Annotated in this window: 11 protein-coding genes and 4 tRNA genes; 11 read left to right on the forward strand and 4 right to left on the reverse strand. The window is 61.0% G+C overall.

Features of this window, described 5'->3' with window-relative positions:
- The first annotated feature begins 94 nt into the window (after window positions 1–94).
- A complete protein-coding gene (locus R3F72_RS12340) occupies window positions 95–3,997 on the forward strand; it encodes an AAA family ATPase (RefSeq protein WP_332779775.1) in 3,903 nt (1,300 codons plus the stop codon).
- A 177-nt stretch (window positions 3,998–4,174) separates the two neighbouring features.
- Here the strand turns inward: R3F72_RS12340 and R3F72_RS12345 are convergent, their stop codons facing one another.
- Entirely contained in the window at window positions 4,175–4,897 is a 723-nt protein-coding gene (locus R3F72_RS12345) for a UDP-2,3-diacylglucosamine diphosphatase (RefSeq protein ID WP_303856783.1), read from the reverse strand.
- 46 nt (window positions 4,898–4,943) lie between these two features.
- Complete coding sequence (locus R3F72_RS12350; RefSeq protein ID WP_087718825.1) at window positions 4,944–5,438, reverse strand: peptidylprolyl isomerase; 495 nt, start codon at window positions 5,436–5,438, stop codon at window positions 4,944–4,946.
- A gap of 184 nt (window positions 5,439–5,622) precedes the next feature.
- Between R3F72_RS12350 and R3F72_RS12355 the strand changes: the two genes are divergently transcribed.
- The gene (locus R3F72_RS12355) at window positions 5,623–7,362 is read left to right on the forward strand and encodes a glutamine--tRNA ligase/YqeY domain fusion protein (protein ID WP_087718826.1); all 1,740 of its coding nucleotides are present in this window, start codon (window positions 5,623–5,625) and stop codon (window positions 7,360–7,362) included.
- Between the two features lie 21 nt (window positions 7,363–7,383).
- Window positions 7,384–8,775, forward strand: coding sequence for a cysteine--tRNA ligase (cysS, locus tag R3F72_RS12360; protein ID WP_179208872.1), 1,392 nt, complete (start codon window positions 7,384–7,386; stop codon window positions 8,773–8,775).
- Window positions 8,776–8,858: 83 nt separating this feature from the next.
- Here the strand turns inward: cysS and mtnN are convergent, their stop codons facing one another.
- Both mtnN and folD read right to left on the reverse strand, forming a co-directional pair.
- A complete protein-coding gene (gene mtnN, locus R3F72_RS12365) occupies window positions 8,859–9,563 on the reverse strand; it encodes a 5'-methylthioadenosine/S-adenosylhomocysteine nucleosidase (protein ID WP_332779776.1) in 705 nt (234 codons plus the stop codon).
- Window positions 9,564–9,623: 60 nt separating this feature from the next.
- A complete protein-coding gene (folD, locus tag R3F72_RS12370; RefSeq protein WP_087718829.1) occupies window positions 9,624–10,481 on the reverse strand; it encodes a bifunctional methylenetetrahydrofolate dehydrogenase/methenyltetrahydrofolate cyclohydrolase FolD in 858 nt (285 codons plus the stop codon).
- Window positions 10,482–10,727: 246 nt separating this feature from the next.
- Here folD and R3F72_RS12375 point away from each other — a divergent pair.
- The 8 genes from R3F72_RS12375 to lon all read left to right on the forward strand — a co-directional run bounded on the left by R3F72_RS12375 (window position 10,728) and on the right by lon (window position 17,458).
- Window positions 10,728–10,804: transfer RNA gene (locus R3F72_RS12375), tRNA-Pro, on the forward strand.
- 45 nt (window positions 10,805–10,849) lie between these two features.
- A tRNA-Arg gene (locus R3F72_RS12380) sits at window positions 10,850–10,926 on the forward strand.
- 45 nt (window positions 10,927–10,971) lie between these two features.
- A tRNA-His gene (locus R3F72_RS12385) sits at window positions 10,972–11,046 on the forward strand.
- Between the two features lie 22 nt (window positions 11,047–11,068).
- Window positions 11,069–11,143: transfer RNA gene (locus tag R3F72_RS12390), tRNA-His, on the forward strand.
- Between the two features lie 308 nt (window positions 11,144–11,451).
- Window positions 11,452–12,807, forward strand: a complete 1,356-nt coding sequence (gene tig / locus R3F72_RS12395) for a trigger factor (protein WP_332779777.1) — start codon at window positions 11,452–11,454, stop codon at window positions 12,805–12,807.
- An 84-nt stretch (window positions 12,808–12,891) separates the two neighbouring features.
- Window positions 12,892–13,512, forward strand: a complete 621-nt coding sequence (gene clpP, locus R3F72_RS12400) for an ATP-dependent Clp endopeptidase proteolytic subunit ClpP (RefSeq protein ID WP_071230174.1) — start codon at window positions 12,892–12,894, stop codon at window positions 13,510–13,512.
- Window positions 13,513–13,575: 63 nt separating this feature from the next.
- Entirely contained in the window at window positions 13,576–14,856 is a 1,281-nt protein-coding gene (gene clpX / locus R3F72_RS12405) for an ATP-dependent Clp protease ATP-binding subunit ClpX (RefSeq protein WP_087718831.1), read from the forward strand.
- Between the two features lie 199 nt (window positions 14,857–15,055).
- Window positions 15,056–17,458, forward strand: a complete 2,403-nt coding sequence (gene lon / locus R3F72_RS12410) for an endopeptidase La (RefSeq protein WP_332779778.1) — start codon at window positions 15,056–15,058, stop codon at window positions 17,456–17,458.
- The last annotated feature ends 149 nt before the right edge of the window (window positions 17,459–17,607 follow it).

The following is a 17,607-nucleotide window of genomic DNA, read 5'->3' on the forward strand; positions in this document are numbered from 1 at the left end:
TTTGGAACCATGACTCTCGGGCCATGGCACGCCGACGGCCGTCTCGTTCGTGACCACCGGGCGGCCGTACCTCTCACCGGATGAATGGAAAGCAATGAACCCAGGTTCAGCCACAACAACAATCTCGCTCTTCGGGCACTTCGGTTACCAGCAGGGCGAGCGGGCTCTGACGCAGTTCAGCTATGATAAGGTGAAGGCGCTGCTGGTCTATCTCCTGATGCAGGAGACACCGGTCAGTCGCGCCGCCCTGGCTGAAATGCTATGGCCGGATCAGGGCGTCAAGTCCGGCCGAACCAACCTTCGTCACGCCTTGCACTGCCTGCGTCACAGCCTCGGTGATCTTGCCGAGGTGTCCCTGTCCGTCACCCGGCAGACGATCGCCTTCGATCTGCCGGCATCCGTCATCTGGGATCTCCGCGCGGCGGATGATTTGCTTCAGCAGCCACCCAGCGTAGCGACCCTGGAACGGTTACTCGACTACTACCGGGGTGATCTGCTGGCGGAGCTTCATCTGGGGCAGTGTGTCGCCTTCCAGCAGTGGCTGGTGCGTACGCGAGGTGAGTGGCGCCAGCGTCTGATCGAATATGCGGAGCGGGTTCTGGAGACTGCCTCGGCGCTACCGGAGGCGCTGCTGCGTACCTTGATTCATCGTATTCCCGACTATGGCCCCTTTCATGAACGTCTCGTCCGGCAACTCGCCGAGCATGGACAGTTTGCTGCCGCTCGGGAACAGTTCAACGCTTTCCTGCAGCATCTTGCGCTTTCGGGACAACAGCCGGAGCCCGGCTTCTTGCAGTTGGCGCGATTCTGGTCGGAAGTGCCGACTCAGGGGCTGGCTGGCGCCGATTGGCTGAGTCAGGGGAGGTCGCCCGCCGCTCAAGCGGGGCAGCAGGGCGCCTTGGGTTATGCCGCGGAAGACATCGATTACCGCCAGATTACAGTGATGGCGATTGCTCTCAGGCCGGTAGATGCCGGGAATGATCTCGGCCGGGCGCTGGCATGCCTGAAAGCGCAGGGGCGATTGTTTCAATGGCTGGAAACCCAGTGCCGACATCTGGGCGGTTTCTGGCAGGCCGCCGTGGGCAGCGGGGTCGGTTTGGCATGTTTTGGTACTCATGGGCCGACGCATCAGTTGGCCGAACTGGTGGCGCTGTTCGAGCACTGCCGACAAGGCTTGAACCGCGAGCTCGACAGTGTGTGGGAAGGTGACGATTTACCCCCGCGGTTCACGCTGACGGCCGGGCTGGATAGCGGGCGCGTGATCTGGTTGCCGGAGCGGCAATCGATCGATCCGTTCGGTGACGTGACGCAGGTGGCGTTGGCCATGATGGCGGCAGCGCAGAGCAGCGAGCTGGTGATATCGCTCAATGCGAGCCAGCATTTGCCGCCCGCGTTCGATCTCCAGTCTCGTTTGACGCCGCGCCTGATCAGCAGTGACGGCCGTGTCCAGCGGCGTGGGCTGGTGCTTGGCGTGGAGTCCTCCAGACGCGAGGCATTGCCACCCAGTCTGATGGGGCGCGAGGCGGAGCTGCGCCAGTTGCGCGATGCGCTGGCTCGGGTTTCGTTGGGGTTGCGCCAGAGCCTGCTGGTGCTGGGGGATACCGGCATCGGCAAGTCCGCCTTGATGATCCATTTTCGTGAATATCTCCAGCACGAGGATGTCGCGGTGTTCTGGCGGCCCACGACTCGGCTTTCCAGCCAGACCTCGTACGGGCTGATTCAGTCGCTGCTCAGATGGTATCTGGCACAGGAGCCGGATAGCGAAGCGCTCGGCAAGCTGATCGATCGCACTGCTGCACTGGAGAAGATCGGTAACGAACGCCGGCGACTGCTGATCGATGTGCTGGGTCGCGAACCCCTGGCGCGCGAAGACGCCGACGAGGCAGTGGAACTGGTCACCCAACTGGTCCAGGCGTTGATTCTCGAGATGACGGCATCTCGTCGTCCGCTAGTGATCATCGTCGATGACCTGCAGTGGCTGGATGAGCCCTCGCTCAAGGCGTTGCAGAACCTCCAGGCCAGATTGCCGATCCATACCGCTTTCCTGCTGGTGGCCTCGCACCAGAATCGAGAAGTGCCTTCCGTCAGGTTGAACTGGGACCAGCAAGTGATACTGGCACGCCTGGATGCGCGGCAGTCCGAAGACATGCTGGAGTATCTGGCGCGTCGCCATCGCCTCAAGCTCGGGCCCCGGTTGCGCGAACAGTTGGTCCAGCGCTGCGAGGGTGTTTCGCTCTATCTGCAGGAAATCTGCCGCCGGTTGGAAATCGATCGGCGCGAAGGCCGGCGGCTGGATGTCGACAGCCTGCCGAGCGGTTTATTGGGGCTGCTGGCCAGCCGTATCGATCAGTTGCAAGGCGACCGCCAGGTTGCTCACATGGCAGCCATCTTTGGCCGGCAGTTCGAAGCCGGCATGCTGCGCGACTGTCTGGAAGTCGATGACGGTACTCTCAAGGCCGCGCTGGAGCAGATGCGGCGGCTGGAGATCATCGAGCCCTGCGAAACCTATCCTTACGATTTCCAGTTCACGCATCCGCTGCTGCAGGAGGCAGCCTATCTTTCCTGTCCGCAGGACGTGCGTATCGTCCTGCACCAGCGGGTGGTCGAGATGATCGAATCGCGTCATCCCGCCTGGATCAGCCGTCATCCCGGCGACTTCGCCGAGCACCTGCGGCGAAGTGGCGATCCGGCGCGTGCCGCGCGTTACTTCGAGATGGCGGCCCGAAGCGGGCTCAAGGTGAGTGCCAGCCGTACGGCGCTGAGGCTGGCGGAGTCCGGCCTGGCCTGCCTGAACGAGGTGCCCGCCGGTGGCGCCGAGCGTCAGATCAGTCTGCTGACCGTCAAGGGACAGGCGTGTTATGCCCTGGAGGGGCACGGATCGCGCGCGGCGCATGAGAGTTTCCTTCAGGCTCAGGCGCTCTGGCAGAGTGCAGATCTGGACGACGAGGCTGCCGATGACCAGGCGTTTCTGGTGACCTGGGGGCTCTGGGTCGGCGCCAGCCAACGTCACGCCAACCGCGACGCGGAGTCGCTGGCCATGCAGCTGCGCGAGCTGGCCCAGCGCATCGACGACCCCCGTTACCAGCGCCTGGCGCTCTATGCCCGGGCTCACGGAGAGTACTGGAGCGGCAGGATATCGCTTGCCTACGAACATCTAGACCAGATCGACCCGTTGAATCAGCCGATGGTGCTGGAATGGTTGCCATACTCCGATCATCCGCAGGTGGCGGCAGCCTGCTACCAGAGCTGGGCGCTCTGCCTGCGCGGCGACTACCTGCGCGCGGAACAGCAGATGGAGACCGCCATTCGCTTGGCCGAGTCGGTTCGCCATCCGGGATCGCTGGCCCTGGCACTGATTTTTGCCGCCTCGCTCTACCGGCAACTGGGGCATATCCATTTGGCCACGGAGCGCGGTCGTCGAGCGTACGAAATGACCCGGACCGAGGATCTCCAGCGCTGGCATTGGGAGGCCGACTGCGTACTGGGTTGGAGCCAGTCGCTGGCGGGGGAGACGTGCGGCCTGAAACGAATCGAGGCCTGCATCGCGCAGTTGAGCGAGCTGACCGGCCGGGAGCCGCATCAACGGCCTTTGCTGTGGTACGGCGACGCCTGCCTGGCGCTCAACGATGTCGCGCTTGCTGTGACGTATCTGGAGCCTTGCCTCGACCAGGCGCGAACCAGACGTTCGCTGATGATGCCGCAGCTTGCGCTGCAGATGGCTCGCGCCAGGCATCGCATGGGGGACGACATGAAGACAGTTGCGGCCCTGATCGAGGAGGCGGGAATCTGGGCGGTCGAGGCGGGCAGCGCCCATATGGAGCTGAAGAGCCTGGAAATGTGGCTCTCGTTGGTCGATTCCGGCGACAAGGAAAAGCAGCAAGCGCTGCGTTATCGGCTGGGAGAAGTGGCGCTGTCCGATGCGCCGATTCTGACTCGCTGGCGGACGCTCCTGGACAACGTCAGCGCTGCTTCCCGGACCCCGGATTATCAGATGTAGCCACTTTTTGGCCGTAGTCATTGGGCGGCTGTCGCTGCAGGCATCGCTACGAGGGATGATCGGTGCGGTGTGGGACTGGCGTCGTCGTAGGAATGACCTGTATAGCCGCAGAAAAGCAGACGCCCGGCTCGAGTCTTAGAGCCGGGCGTTGGCATTGGCTGGCCGGTTCCGAAATGCTCAGATGGCGAACGACTCGAGTGTCAGCGCGTCGTCTTCGACTCTCAACTGCCAGCCCACGCCGGGACGCCAGTCGCCGATGACGTAGCGCTTTGCCGGCTCGCCACCGACGGCGAGATCGTGGACGGCCGGACGATGGGTATGGCCGTGAATCATGACCTTAACCTCGTGAGCCTGCATGGTCTCGACGACGGCTTCGGGCGTGACGTCCATGATGTCTTCCGCCTTGTTGGTATTGGCTTCGCCGGATTGCTGGCGCAACTGCTTGGCCAGCCCCAGGCGCTCCTCGACCGGCATCGCCAGGATCTGCGCCTGCCAGGCCGGATTGCGCGCCTGCTGGCGGAAGGCCATATAGGCTTCGTCGCGGGTGCAAAGGTTGTCGCCGTGCATCAGCAGAACGCGCTGACCCGCGAGTTCGACCACGGTCGGGTCGTCGAGCAGGGCGCAGCCGCTGTCAGCCGCGAACGACTCCCCGATCAGGAAATCCCGATTACCGTGCATGAACGCCAGCCGCGTGCCGGCATCGCTGCAGGCCTTCAGTTCGGCAATGATCTGCTGTTCGAACTCGCCACGGTAGTCATCGCCGATCCAGGCTTCGAACAGATCGCCGAGGATGGTCAGCGATGATGCCTGTCGGGCCGGACCCCGAAGGTAGTCGATGAACCCCTTGGCGATATCCGGCTGGGAGGGGTGAAGATGGAGGTCGGCAATCAGCAGTTGCATGCGAGAGATCGTTCCTTTCGATAGTCGGCCAGTATCGGGATGAAGGTCAGGCGGTGACTTCGGCGCGTTCGATGATGACGTCTTCCGTGGGAACGTCACTGTGCATGCCACGACGCCCGGTAGCGACCTGACGGATGCTGTCGACGACATCCATGCCTTCGATCACGCGGCCGAACACGCAGTAACCCCAGCCCTGCAGGCTCTTGTCGCGATGATTGAGGAAGTCGTTGTCGCCGACGTTGATGAAGAACTGTGCGCTGGCGGAATGCGGGTCCTGAGTGCGCGCCATGGCCACCGTGCCCTTCTGGTTGGTCAGGCCGTTGTCGGCTTCGTTGTCGATCGTGGCGCGAGTCGGTTTTTGCTCGAAATCGGTATCGAAGCCGCCGCCCTGGACCATGAACCCGTCGATCACGCGGTGAAACAGTGTGCCGTCGTAGTGGCCGTCCTTGACGTACTGCTCGAAGTTGGCGGCGGTCTTCGGGGCTTTTTCGAAGTCGAGTTCGAGCGTGATGGTGCCGTGATTGGTATGCAAGACGATCATCGGAAATCCTGGGTGATTCTGGGCTGTCGGGAGGTGGCGGACGGCTTGGCGCCGGCCGCGCGCGTCGCGCTATAATAGCCGTTTTGGGCCGCTGGAAGAAACCGCGGTACGCGCGTGTTAACCTGCTGCCATCAGGGCCGTGACGTCGGCCGATCATTCGAATCACAGAGGTTGCCTGCATTCCATGAGCGTCGAAAGCAACACGAGCGCCGAGAGCCCCAACCACAACCCCGAGATCCAGCACGGTGCCGATGTCCAGCAAGGGGCATCGAACTTCCTGCGTAACCAGATTCGGGACGAGATCGAGTCGGGCCAGGCCAAGACGATCGTGACTCGCTTCCCGCCGGAGCCGAACGGGTTTCTGCACATCGGCCATGCCAAGTCGATCTGGGTCAACTTCGGCCTGGCGGAGCAGTTCGGCGGACGCTGTCACCTGCGTTTCGACGACACCAACCCGGCCAAGGAAGAGCAGGCATACATCGACGCCATCCAGGAGGACATTCGCTGGCTCGGCTACGAATGGAGTGGGGTGGTGCGCTTTGCCTCCGACTACTTCGATCAGTTGTACGCCTGGGCCCAGCACCTGGTGCGGGAAGGGAAGGCGTACGTCGACGATCTCTCGCCGGAGGAGATCCGCGAATACCGGGGCACGCTGACCGAGTCGGGCCGCCCGAGTCCGTACCGTGATCGTAGTGTCGACGAGAATCTCGATCTGCTCGAGCGCATGCGCCTGGGCGAGTTCGACGAGGGATCGAAAGTGCTTCGGGCCAAGATCGACATGGCCGCGCCGAACATCAATCTGCGCGATCCGATCCTCTACCGCATTCGTCATGCGCATCACCACCAGACTGGCGATGCGTGGAAGATCTATCCCTCCTACGACTTTACCCATGGGCAGTCCGACGCCATCGAGGGCATCACGCATTCGCTGTGCACGCTGGAGTTCGAGGACCATCGACCGCTGTACGAATGGTTCCTGGATCACTTGCCGGTTCCGTCCAGACCCCGGCAGACCGAGTTCGCGCGGATGAACGTCAACTATACGGTGACGTCCAAGCGCAAGCTCAAGCTGTTGGTCGACCAGAACGTGGTCGATGGCTGGGACGATCCGCGCATGCCGACGATCTCCGGGCTGCGCCGTCGGGGCTACACGCCGGCGTCGCTGCGCAAGTTCTGCGACATGACCGGTGTCAGCCGTGCCGCCAACGTGGTCGACATCGCGATGCTGCATTTCGCCATTCGCTCGGATCTCGAGGACAACGCGCCGCGGGCCATGTGCGTTCTCAACCCGCTGAAGGTGGTGTTGACCAACATCGCGGCGGATCACGACGAGGTCTTCGAGGTGCCCGGGCATCCGGCGCGCGAGGACATGGGCATGCGCCGGCTGCCATTCACCCGCGAGATCTGGATCGATCGTGACGACTTCATGGAGGAGCCGCCGAAGAAATTCTTCCGCCTGGCGCCCGGCAAGGAAGTCCGTCTACGCAACGGCTATGTCATCCGCTGCGACGAGGTGGTCAAGGGTGAAGACGGCGAGATCGAGGCGCTCCACTGCAGCGTCGACTTCGACACCCTGGGCAAGAATCCGGAAGGGCGCAAGGTCAAGGGCGTCATTCACTGGGTCAGCGCGGAGCATGGCGTACCGGTGGAGGTCCGTCTGTACGACAACCTGTTCCTCGACGAGGCGCCGGACCGTGACAAGGACGCCGATTTCCTCGAGCACCTGAATCCGGAGTCGCTGATTGTCGTGGAAGGCATCGCCGAGCCGGCGCTGGCGGATGTCCAGCCCGAAGCGCGCTACCAGTTCGAACGCGTTGGCTACTTCTGTGCCGATCGTCACGCCTGTCGTGATGGCAAGCTGGTGTTCAACCGCACCGTGGGGCTCAAGGATAGCTGGGCCAAGATTCAGAAGAAGCAGGGCTAAGGTAACGACAACATGAGCGCGCTGGAGATCTACAACACGCTGACGCGACGCAAGGCGGCGCTGGAGACGATCGAGCCCGGCAAGTTGCGGATGTACGTCTGCGGCATGACGGTCTACGACTACTGCCACCTGGGCCATGCCCGCGTCATGGTGGCGTTCGACGTGATTACGCGCTGGCTGCGTCAGACCGGGCTGGACGTGACATACGTTCGCAATATCACCGATATCGACGACAAGATCCTCAAGCGCGCGGAGGAGAATGGTGAGTCGATCTCGGCACTGACCGAGCGCATGATCGCGGCGATGCACGAGGATGAAGCACGGCTTGGCGTGCTGCGCCCGGATGCGGAGCCGCGCGCGACCGGCCATATCCCCGAGATCGTGGCGATGATCGAGCGGCTGATCGAAGGCGGTTATGCCTATGCGGCCGATAACGGTGATGTCTACTATCGGGTCCGGCGCTTCGCCGACTACGGCAAGCTCAACAACCGCAATCTCGACGACATGCGGGCTGGCGCCCGAGTCGATGTCGATGCGCACAAGGAAGACCCGCTCGACTTCGTCCTGTGGAAAGCGGCCAAGTCAGGCGAGGCGAGCTGGTCGTCGCCGTGGGGCGAAGGGCGGCCCGGTTGGCATATCGAGTGCTCGGCGATGTCGACCTGCTGCCTGGGCGAGACCTTCGACATCCATGGCGGCGGGCCGGATCTGACCTTTCCGCATCATGAGAACGAGATCGCCCAGAGCGAGGCGGCGACGGGCAAGCCCTACGTCAACGTATGGATGCACGCCGGGGCCGTGCGCGTCAATCAGGAGAAGATGTCCAAGTCGCTGGGCAACTTCTTCACCATCCGTGATGTATTGGAAGTGCACGATCCGGAAGTGGTTCGCTACCTGCTGGTAGCGAGCCACTATCGCAGCCCGATCAACTACGCGTTGGAGTCGCTCAACGAGGCGCGCAAGTCCCTCGAGCGCTTCTATCACGCGCTCGATGGCGTCGAGCTAGTCCACGGCGATGTCGAGGGAATCTACGCCGAGCGTTTTTCGACGGCGATGAATGATGATTTCAATACGCCGGAAGCGCTATCGGTGCTGTTCGATATGGCCCGGGAGATCAACCGGCTGCGCGACGCCGAGCCGGCGCATGCCGGGGCGTTGGGGCAGGAGCTCAAGCGATTGGCCAGCGTGCTGGGGCTGCTCGAGCGGGAACCTGCCGAGTTCCTCAAGGCGGGGGCTGCCGATTTGCCGCTGAGCGAAGCCGAGATCGAGTCGCGCATCGAGGCGCGGGCCGCAGCCAAGGGCAATCGGGATTTTGCCGAAGCCGACCGGATCCGCGACGAGCTGGCAGCGCTGGGTATTGTGCTCAAGGACTCTCGCGAAGGTACCCGTTGGAGTTTCGAGGCGCCTCCGGCGTGATGGCGTGATGCCCCTGAAACGACAAACCCCGCCAATCGGCGGGGTTTGTCGTTGGGGGTGTCGTCATGATTCGGGAAACGGGATCATTGCCCGGCCAGGCGGGCGATGATCGCATCGACCATCTTGGCGGAGTGGGTTGCCGCTCGTTCCAGAAAGGCATCGAAAGAGAGTTCGGACTGCTTGCCGGCGATGTCCGACAGCGCTCGAATGACCACGAACGGACACTCGAACAGGTGGCAGGTCTGGGCAATGGCGGCCGCTTCCATCTCTACGGCCAGCATCTGGGGGAAGTGTGCGCGCACGGCGTCGACCCTCTCCGGGTCTGCCATGAAGCTGTCGCCGGTACAGATCAGGCCTTCGTGGACGCGCAGATCCCCGAGGCTTTCGATGCAGGCGCGTGCCGTCTCGATCAGCTTGGGATCAGGGGCAAAGCCTGCCGGCATGCCGGGAACCTGGCCCATTTCGTAGCCGAAAGCGGTGACGTCGACATCGTGATGGCGCACCTCGCTGGAGATGACCACGTCGCCGACTTCCATGGCCGTGCCGAAGCCGCCGGCAGAGCCGGTGTTGATGACGGCGTCCGGCCGGTAGTGGGTCATCAGCTGCGTCGCGCCCACCGTGGCATTGACCTTGCCGATGCCTGACTGGAGTAGCACGACCCGAAGTCCGTGGCGCTCACCTACATGAAAAGTGCCGCCGGGATGATGTTCGATCCGGGCGTTGTCCAGCTGGGAAGCGAGCAGGGCGACTTCCTGCTCCATGGCGCCAATGATGCCGATAGTCTGCATGCGTTATCCGTCGTGTTGGTCCGTCAGATCAGTGCGTAAGGTTGAAGTGTCGTCGGTGCGTCATTGCGCATCGTGAAGTTCGGCCGCTTGCAGGGTGTTCTGCAGCAAGGTGGCGACCGTCATCGGTCCGACACCGCCGGGCACCGGGGTGATCCAGCTGGCGCGCTCGGCTGCGGTGTCGAAATCGACATCGCCCACCAGAGTGCCGTCTTCCCGACGGTTGATGCCGACATCGATGACAATGGCGCCGGGTTTGACCCAGTTGCCATCGATCAGGCCGGGCTTGCCGGTAGCGACCACCAGCAGATCGGCCTGTCGGACCTTGTCTTCGAGCCCCTGGGTGAAGCGATGACAGATCGTGGTGGTGCAGCCGGCGAGCAGCAACTCCAGTGCCATCGGCCGGCCGACAATATTGGAAGCGCCGACGATGGTGGCGTCCAGCCCTCGGAGCGGGATCCCGCTCTGTTCGAGCAGCGTGATGATGCCCTTGGGCGTGCAGGGGCGCAGTAACGGCAACCGCTGCGCCAACCGGCCCAGGTTGTACGGATGAAAGCCGTCGACATCCTTGTCCGGGCGAATGCGCTCGAGCAAGGGGTTGGCATCGAGATGCGCGGGTAGCGGAAGCTGTAGAAGGATGCCGTCGACGGCGGGGTCGTCGTTCAGGCGATCGATCAGCGCTTCCAGGTCCTGCTGCGTCGTGGTGGTCTCGAGCCGGTGGCTGAAGGAGAGAATGCCGGCGTTCTCGCAGGCACGGTGCTTGTGGCTGACATAAACCTCCGACGCCGGGTCATGACCGATCAGTATGACGGCCAACCCCGGGCGACGCAGCCCGCGCTGGGTTCGATGCTCCACGTCGACTTTCACTCGATTGCGGATTGAGCCGGCAATGGCCTTGCCATCGATCAACTGAGCGGTCATCGACTTTCCTTTATGAGTGCTGTAGGGGTCGGCGGAAGGCCGACGAAGGTCGGCAATTTTCGCATGCCCAGAGATGCAGTCAACGCGCGACGGGGCGTTAGTGAGATCTGCGGCATTTTTTGATGCCGTGCTGCGAGAGGCAATCGAGGTTAAGTGCACGTAAGGGCTTGACCCGACAGAAAGGATCCGTAGAATACGCAGCGCATCGAGGGGCTCGTAGAGTCATCGGGCATGAATGGCATCATACGGGGTATAGCGCAGTCTGGTAGCGCGCCTGCTTTGGGAGCAGGATGTCGGGGGTTCAAATCCCTCTACCCCGACCATGATGATACCGCTCGTGCCGGTGGAAATGCAGCCGGTATTGGAATGCGCCTATAGCTCAACCGGATAGAGCAACGGCCTTCTAAGCCGTAGGTTGCAGGTTCGAGTCCTGCTGGGCGCGCCATTCATCACTTGTTGATGTGGCCCCGGTCGATGCGGAATTGGTATGGTGGGTGTAGCTCAGTGGTAGAGCCCCGGATTGTGGCTCCGGTGGTCGTGGGTTCGATCCCCATCATCCACCCCATGCCGATCAGCTTCAAGAAATGGTGGGTGTAGCTCAGTGGTAGAGCCCCGGATTGTGGCTCCGGTGGTCGTGGGTTCGATCCCCATCATCCACCCCATTTCTTTCTCGATTGTCATCCCTTCTTTTTGATAGCACCTCTAGTTTGTTATTGCGCTCCCGTCTGGGTCTTATCTCCGGTTTTGGGGTTCGATACGCCTGCAAAGTTGGTCTTGAGTCGATTTTTATGGCCTCGGGCTTGTATTTCATCCCCATTGGCACCATTTACCGCGCTAGTCTGCTTGCCAGTAGGCATGGGGATTCATAAAATCGCCCTCTTGTTTTGAAATGAGTGCTTTGAAATGACAGTTTTGAAGCCTGGTTTTTGAGTTGCAATCACAGAACGCCCCCGTCGGTAGAGGATCATCTATGCAAGTTTCCGTTGAGACGACATCCCAGATCGAACGTCGCATCACTGTTCAGGTTCCGGCAGCCGAGGTTGACGAGGCCGTTTCTGCTCGCCTGCAAGACACCGCCAAGCGCGTTCGTCTGAATGGCTTTCGTCAAGGGAAGATCCCGATGGCGGTCGTGCGTCAGCGCTACGGCAAGGACGTGCGCAACGAAGTCGTCAGCGAGCTCATGCGCCAGCACTACGTGCGGGCGATCACCGAGCAGAGCCTGAACCCGGCCGGTTATCCATCGATCGAACCCAAGGTCGATCAGACGGGCAAGGATCTGGAGTTTGTCGCGACGCTGGAAGTCTATCCCGAGATCGAACTGCAGAGCATCGACGGTACGGTCGTGGAACGCCCCAAGACGGAAATCACTGACGCCGATATCGACACCATGATCGAAACGTTGCGCGGTCAGCGCGCCAAATTCCAGCCGGTAGAGCGCGCGGCGGAAAATGGCGATCAGGTCAAGATCGATTTCCAGGGCTTCCTGGGAGACGAGCCGTTCGAAGGTGGCGCTGCCGAAGGTCACGAGCTGGAGCTGGGCTCCAACCGTTTCATCCCCGGCTTCGAAGAGCAACTGATCGGTGCCAAGGCTGGTGAAGAGAAGCGTATCAGCGTGACCTTCCCGGAAGACTACCAGGCCGAACACCTGGCGGGTCAGGAAGCGACCTTCAAGGTGACGGTCCACGAGGTCTCCGCCAAGGCGCTGCCGGAAGTCGATGCCGACTTCATCAAGGAATTCGGCGTGGAAGACGGCGATGCCGACAAGTTCCGTGCCGAGATCAAGAGCAACATGGAGCGCGAGGTCAAGCAGGCGGCGCAGAATCGCGTCAAGCAGCAGGCTCTCGATGCGCTTCAGAAAGCCAATGACGTCACCGTGCCCCAGTCACTGGTCGACCAGGAGACCGAAGGGCTCAAGCGTCAGGCGGCTCAGCAGTTCGGTCTTGGCGAAGACTTCGATGTCAGCCAGTTGCCCAACGAGCTGTTTGCCGACCAGGCTCGTACTCGCGTCAAGGTTGGTCTGTTGCTGGCAGAAGTCATCAAGCAGCACGAGCTGGATGCCAGTGACGACGAGATCCGTGCGCGCGCCGAAGAACTGGCATCTCAGTATCAGCAGCCCGAGCAGGCCGTCGAGCAGTACATGAAGAACGATGAGCTCAAGGGGCAGATCAAGTCCGCGGTGCTGGAAGACAAGGCCGTTGACAAGCTCCTCGAGCAGGCTCAGGTTAACGAAGTCAGCATGAGCTACGAGCAAGTGCTTCAGGCGGCTCAGCAGGCCGAGCAATCGGCTGAAGAAGACGAGGCCGAGGAAAGCGATTCCAAAGCATGATGGGTGCTTGGTAAGCGAGCGGCCCGGCAGAAGCCGGGCCGCTAGTCGATGGGCCTGACAATCACCAGCTGTAAGGAAATCGCGATGCGTAACGAGTTCGACATCAGTAATGCCGGCGGCCTGGTCCCGATGGTGGTGGAGCAGAGTGCGCGCGGCGAGCGGTCGTACGATATCTACTCTCGTCTGCTCAAAGAACGTGTCATCTTCCTGGTCGGCCCGGTCGAGGACTACATGGCCAACCTGGTCGTGGCACAGCTGCTATTCCTCGAGTCCGAAAATCCTGACAAGGATATTCACCTCTACATCAACTCGCCGGGTGGTTCAGTGACGGCGGGCATGTCCATCTATGACACCATGCAGTTCATCAAGCCGGATGTCTCGACGGTCTGTATCGGCCAGGCGGCTAGCATGGGCGCGCTGTTGCTGGCTGGTGGCGCGAAGGACAAGCGCTTCTGCCTGCCGCATTCGCGCATGATGATCCATCAGCCGCTTGGGGGTTATCAGGGGCAGGCAGCGGACATCGAGATCCACACCCGTGAAATCCTGACCATTCGCCAGAAGCTGAATCGTATCCTGGCGAACCACACGGGTCAGGATATCGACAAGATCGCCCAGGACACCGACCGTGACAACTTCATGGATGGTAGTCAGGCCGTCGAATACGGCCTGATCGACGCCGTGCTGGATAAGCGTCCGGTATCCTGATAGCGTTTGAGTCAAGGTTTCACACGACGGCGCGCTGCGCCGTCGTCCTGACGAGGTACACGAATGGCCGACGGTAAAGGCAAAGACGACAACGGCAAGCTGCTGTATTGCTCGTTCTGTGGCAAGAACCAGAACGAAGTTCGCAAGCTCATCGCAGGCCCGTCTGTCTACATCTGTGACGAGTGTGTCGATCTCTGCAATGACATCATTCGCGAGGAGGTTCTGGAAGCCGACGCCGAGAGCGATGAAGACCGTCTTCCCGTACCCCGAGAGATCCGTAACACGCTCGACGACTATGTGATTGGTCAGGACCGTGCCAAGATGGTGCTGTCCGTTGCGGTCTACAATCACTACAAGCGTCTGCGTAGTGGTGGCAAGAGCGACAGCATCGAGCTGGGCAAGTCCAATATTCTGCTGATTGGTCCGACGGGCAGCGGCAAGACGCTGCTGGCGGAGACGCTGGCGCGTCTGCTCAACGTTCCGTTCACGATCGCGGATGCCACGACGCTCACCGAAGCGGGCTACGTGGGCGAGGACGTCGAGAACATCATCCAGAAGTTGCTGCAGAAATGTGACTACGACGTCGAGAAGGCCCAGCGCGGGATCGTCTATATCGACGAGATCGACAAGATTTCGCGCAAGTCGGACAATCCCTCCATCACGCGTGACGTATCCGGTGAGGGCGTCCAGCAGGCGCTGCTCAAACTGATCGAAGGGACGACGGCTTCCGTTCCACCACAGGGTGGCCGCAAGCATCCACAGCAGGAGTTCCTGCAAGTGGACACCGGCAATATCCTGTTTATCGTCGGCGGTGCCTTCGCGGGCCTGGACAAGGTCATTCGCGACCGTGCCGAAAAAGGCGGTATCGGTTTCAACGCCGCGGTGAAGAGCAAGGAGAGCAACAAGGGTGTCGGTGACATCCTTGCCGGCGTCGAGCCCGAGGATCTCGTCAAGTTCGGGCTGATTCCCGAGTTTGTCGGGCGTCTGCCGGTGATCGCGACGTTGACCGAACTGACCGAAGATGCGCTGGTCCAGATCCTGACCGAGCCCAAGAACTCGCTGGTCAAGCAGTATGCGCACCTGTTCGAGATGGAAGGGGTGGAGCTGGATTTCCGCGAGGACGCCTTGCGAGCCGTGGCGCACAAGGCCATGGAGCGCAAGACGGGCGCACGGGGGCTACGTTCGATTCTGGAGTCGGTGCTGTTGGAAACGATGTACGACGTGCCGTCACTCGACGGCGTTACCAAAGTCGTGATCGACAGCTCCGTCATCGCCGGCGACAGCGAACCGTTGCTGATCTACTCCAAGCAGGAAGAGAGTCGCGTTGCCAACAAGGACGGATGATCGGGGCGCGTCGTTACCCGTCCATCTGTCTAGCGAGGGGGCCTGATGGCCCCCTTTTTTATGGATTCGGTCTTTCATGGATTCGCTAGTCTATCGGTTGCTACTTGCATCTGAACGATGACGCCCCCACGTACTTCTCATATTGATATTGCCGCTCTGGTGGCTCACCCATCCGAAAGTTTGTCGAGGAAATGCTGTAATGGCGCAGAGCTCTGACCAGACATTGACGCTTCCGCTCTTGCCGCTACGTGACGTGGTGGTCTATCCCCAGATGGTCATACCACTGTTCGTTGGGCGGGAGAAATCGATCCGGGCGCTGGAGACCGCAATGGAGCACGACAAGCGCGTGCTGCTGGTGGCTCAGCGTGAGGCGGCGCATGACGATCCTGGTGTCGACGATCTTTTCAGTATCGGCACGGTGGCGGATATCATGCAGCTGCTCAAGCTTCCCGACGGTACGGTCAAGGTACTTATCGAAGGAAGCTTTCGGGCCGATATCCAGAAGGTCCTGCAGGACCAGGAAGGCTTCATCAGCGCCCAGGCAGTGGCGCGCGATAGCGAGCCATTGAGCGAGCGTGAGCAGGAGTCCCTGGTTCGCGTACTGCTCAATCAGTTCGAGCAGTACGTCAAGCTGTCCAAGAAGGTGCCTGGCGAGGTTCTCTCTTCGCTACAGGAGATCGAGGATCCCAGCCGACTCGTCGACACGATCTGTGCGCACCTGTCACTGAAGATCGATGACAAGCAGGAACTGCTCGAGATGGATCGCGTGCGCGATCGGGTCGAACACCTGATGACACTGATCGAGTCCGAAATCGATCTGTTGCAGGTCGAGAAGCGCATCCGCTCGCGGGTCAAGGATCAGATGGAGAAGTCCCAGCGCGAGTACTATCTCAATGAGCAGATGAAGGCCATCCAGAAAGAGATGGGCGAGCTCGAGAACGTACCCAACGAGGCGGAAAAGTACGAGCAGCGCATCAAGGAAGCCGGGATGCCTCAGGAGGCCGTCGACAAGGCCACCCAGGAGCTCGGCAAGCTCAAGATGATGTCGCCCACCTCTGCCGAAGCCACCGTCGTCCGCTCCTATCTGGATTGGGTGCTGTCCGTGCCGTGGAAAAAGCGGACTCGGGTGAAGCATGACCTGCCGCATGCTGCCAAGGTACTGGACGAAGACCATTATGGTCTGGAAGAAGTCAAAGAGCGCATTCTTGAATACCTTGCCGTACAAAAACGGGTCAAGAAGCTCAAGGGGCCGGTGCTGTGTCTCGTCGGTCCTCCCGGCGTAGGCAAGACGTCACTCGGTCAGTCGATTGCGCGCGCCACGAACCGGCGCTATGTTCGCCTGGCGTTGGGGGGCGTCCGCGATGAGTCCGAGATTCGTGGTCACCGACGTACCTACATCGGCTCGCTGCCGGGTAAACTGATTCAGCGCATGAGCAAGGCAGGGGTACGTAACCCGCTGTTCCTGCTCGACGAAGTCGACAAGATCGGCATGGATCATCGTGGTGATCCTTCCTCTGCGCTGCTGGAAGTGCTGGATCCTGAGCAGAACGACAAGTTCAACGACCATTATCTCGAGCTCGACTACGACCTGTCGGACGTGATGTTCATCTGCACGGCCAACTCGATGAACATTCCCGGTCCGTTGCTGGACCGTATGGAAGTCATCCGTCTGCCGGGCTATACCGAGGACGAGAAGCTCGCGATCGCCAAACGCTACTTGATCCCCAAGCAGCTCAAGGCGAACGGTCTCAAGGAGGGCGAGCTGACGTTCAGCGATGAATCCGTGCTCGAGCTGATCCGTTACTACTCCCGCGAAGCCGGCGTGCGTGAGCTCGAGCGCCAGATCGCCAAGGTGAGCCGCAAGGTGCTGCGTGAGCGCCTGGAAGCGGTGAAAGGCCAAGGTGCTCAGGCCGGGCTGACCCTGGCGGCGGACGATATCGAACGCTACGCGGGTGTGCGTCGATACAGCTATGGCCTGGCGGATCAGGAGCATCAGGTCGGTCGTGTCACGGGCCTGGCCTGGACTTCGGTCGGCGGCGAGCTGCTGTACATCGAGTCTGTCGTGACGCCGGGCAAAGGGCGAGTCAACAAGACTGGCTCGCTGGGCGACGTCATGAAGGAGTCCGTCAGTGCCGCTCATACCGTGGTGCGGGCGAGAGCGCGCCAGTTCGGTATCGACCCCGAGCGTTTCGAAAAGGAAGACCTGCATATTCACGTTCCCGAGGGCGCTACGCCGAAGGACGGTCCGAGCGCGGGTATCGGTATGGTAACGGCCATGGTGTCAGCCTACACCGGGCGTCCCGTACGCTGTGACGTCGCAATGACCGGTGAAGTGAATCTGCGCGGCGAGGTCATGCCGATCGGCGGGCTCAAGGAGAAATTGCTGGCTGCACGGCGCGGTGGTATAAAGATCGTACTCATACCGGAAGAGAATCGTCGGGACCTCAAAGAGGTGCCCGAGAACATCAAGAATGCATTGGACATTCGTTCGGTGAAGTGGATTGATGATGTGTTGTCAACGGCATTGACGAACCATGTCAACGACGATGATAAACTCGCCGAAGATGTAGCTTCTTCGCAAACCAATGTCAGCACACATTGATCTCATCGATGCGTAAATTTCGTACGCCAGGCCCGATATGACGCGGTTTTTCTGATGATCTCGATTGACAGCAGAAACTCGGCATTGCTATAAAATGCCCACTTGTTGTGATCGTGATCGCGTCTCTGATTACGCATCGATGTCCTGTT

The organism is Salinicola sp. 4072, assembly GCF_036663415.1.
GTDB classification, from domain to species: domain Bacteria; phylum Pseudomonadota; class Gammaproteobacteria; order Pseudomonadales; family Halomonadaceae; genus Salinicola; species Salinicola salarius_A.

Coding starts and splice junctions, on each gene's coding strand:
- clpP (WP_071230174.1), top strand. CDS start 12,892: ATGCGTAACGAGTTCGACATCAGTAATGCCGGCGGCCTGGTCCCGATG.
- tig (WP_332779777.1), top strand. CDS start 11,452: ATGCAAGTTTCCGTTGAGACGACATCCCAGATCGAACGTCGCATCACT.
- mtnN (WP_332779776.1), bottom strand. CDS start 9,563: ATGCAGACTATCGGCATCATTGGCGCCATGGAGCAGGAAGTCGCCCTG.
- R3F72_RS12350 (WP_087718825.1), bottom strand. CDS start 5,438: ATGATCGTCTTGCATACCAATCACGGCACCATCACGCTCGAACTCGAC.
- clpX (WP_087718831.1), top strand. CDS start 13,576: ATGGCCGACGGTAAAGGCAAAGACGACAACGGCAAGCTGCTGTATTGC.
- folD (WP_087718829.1), bottom strand. CDS start 10,481: ATGACCGCTCAGTTGATCGATGGCAAGGCCATTGCCGGCTCAATCCGC.
- R3F72_RS12345 (WP_303856783.1), bottom strand. CDS start 4,897: ATGCAACTGCTGATTGCCGACCTCCATCTTCACCCCTCCCAGCCGGAT.
- R3F72_RS12355 (WP_087718826.1), top strand. CDS start 5,623: ATGAGCGTCGAAAGCAACACGAGCGCCGAGAGCCCCAACCACAACCCC.
- lon (WP_332779778.1), top strand. CDS start 15,056: ATGGCGCAGAGCTCTGACCAGACATTGACGCTTCCGCTCTTGCCGCTA.
- R3F72_RS12340 (WP_332779775.1), top strand. CDS start 95: ATGAACCCAGGTTCAGCCACAACAACAATCTCGCTCTTCGGGCACTTC.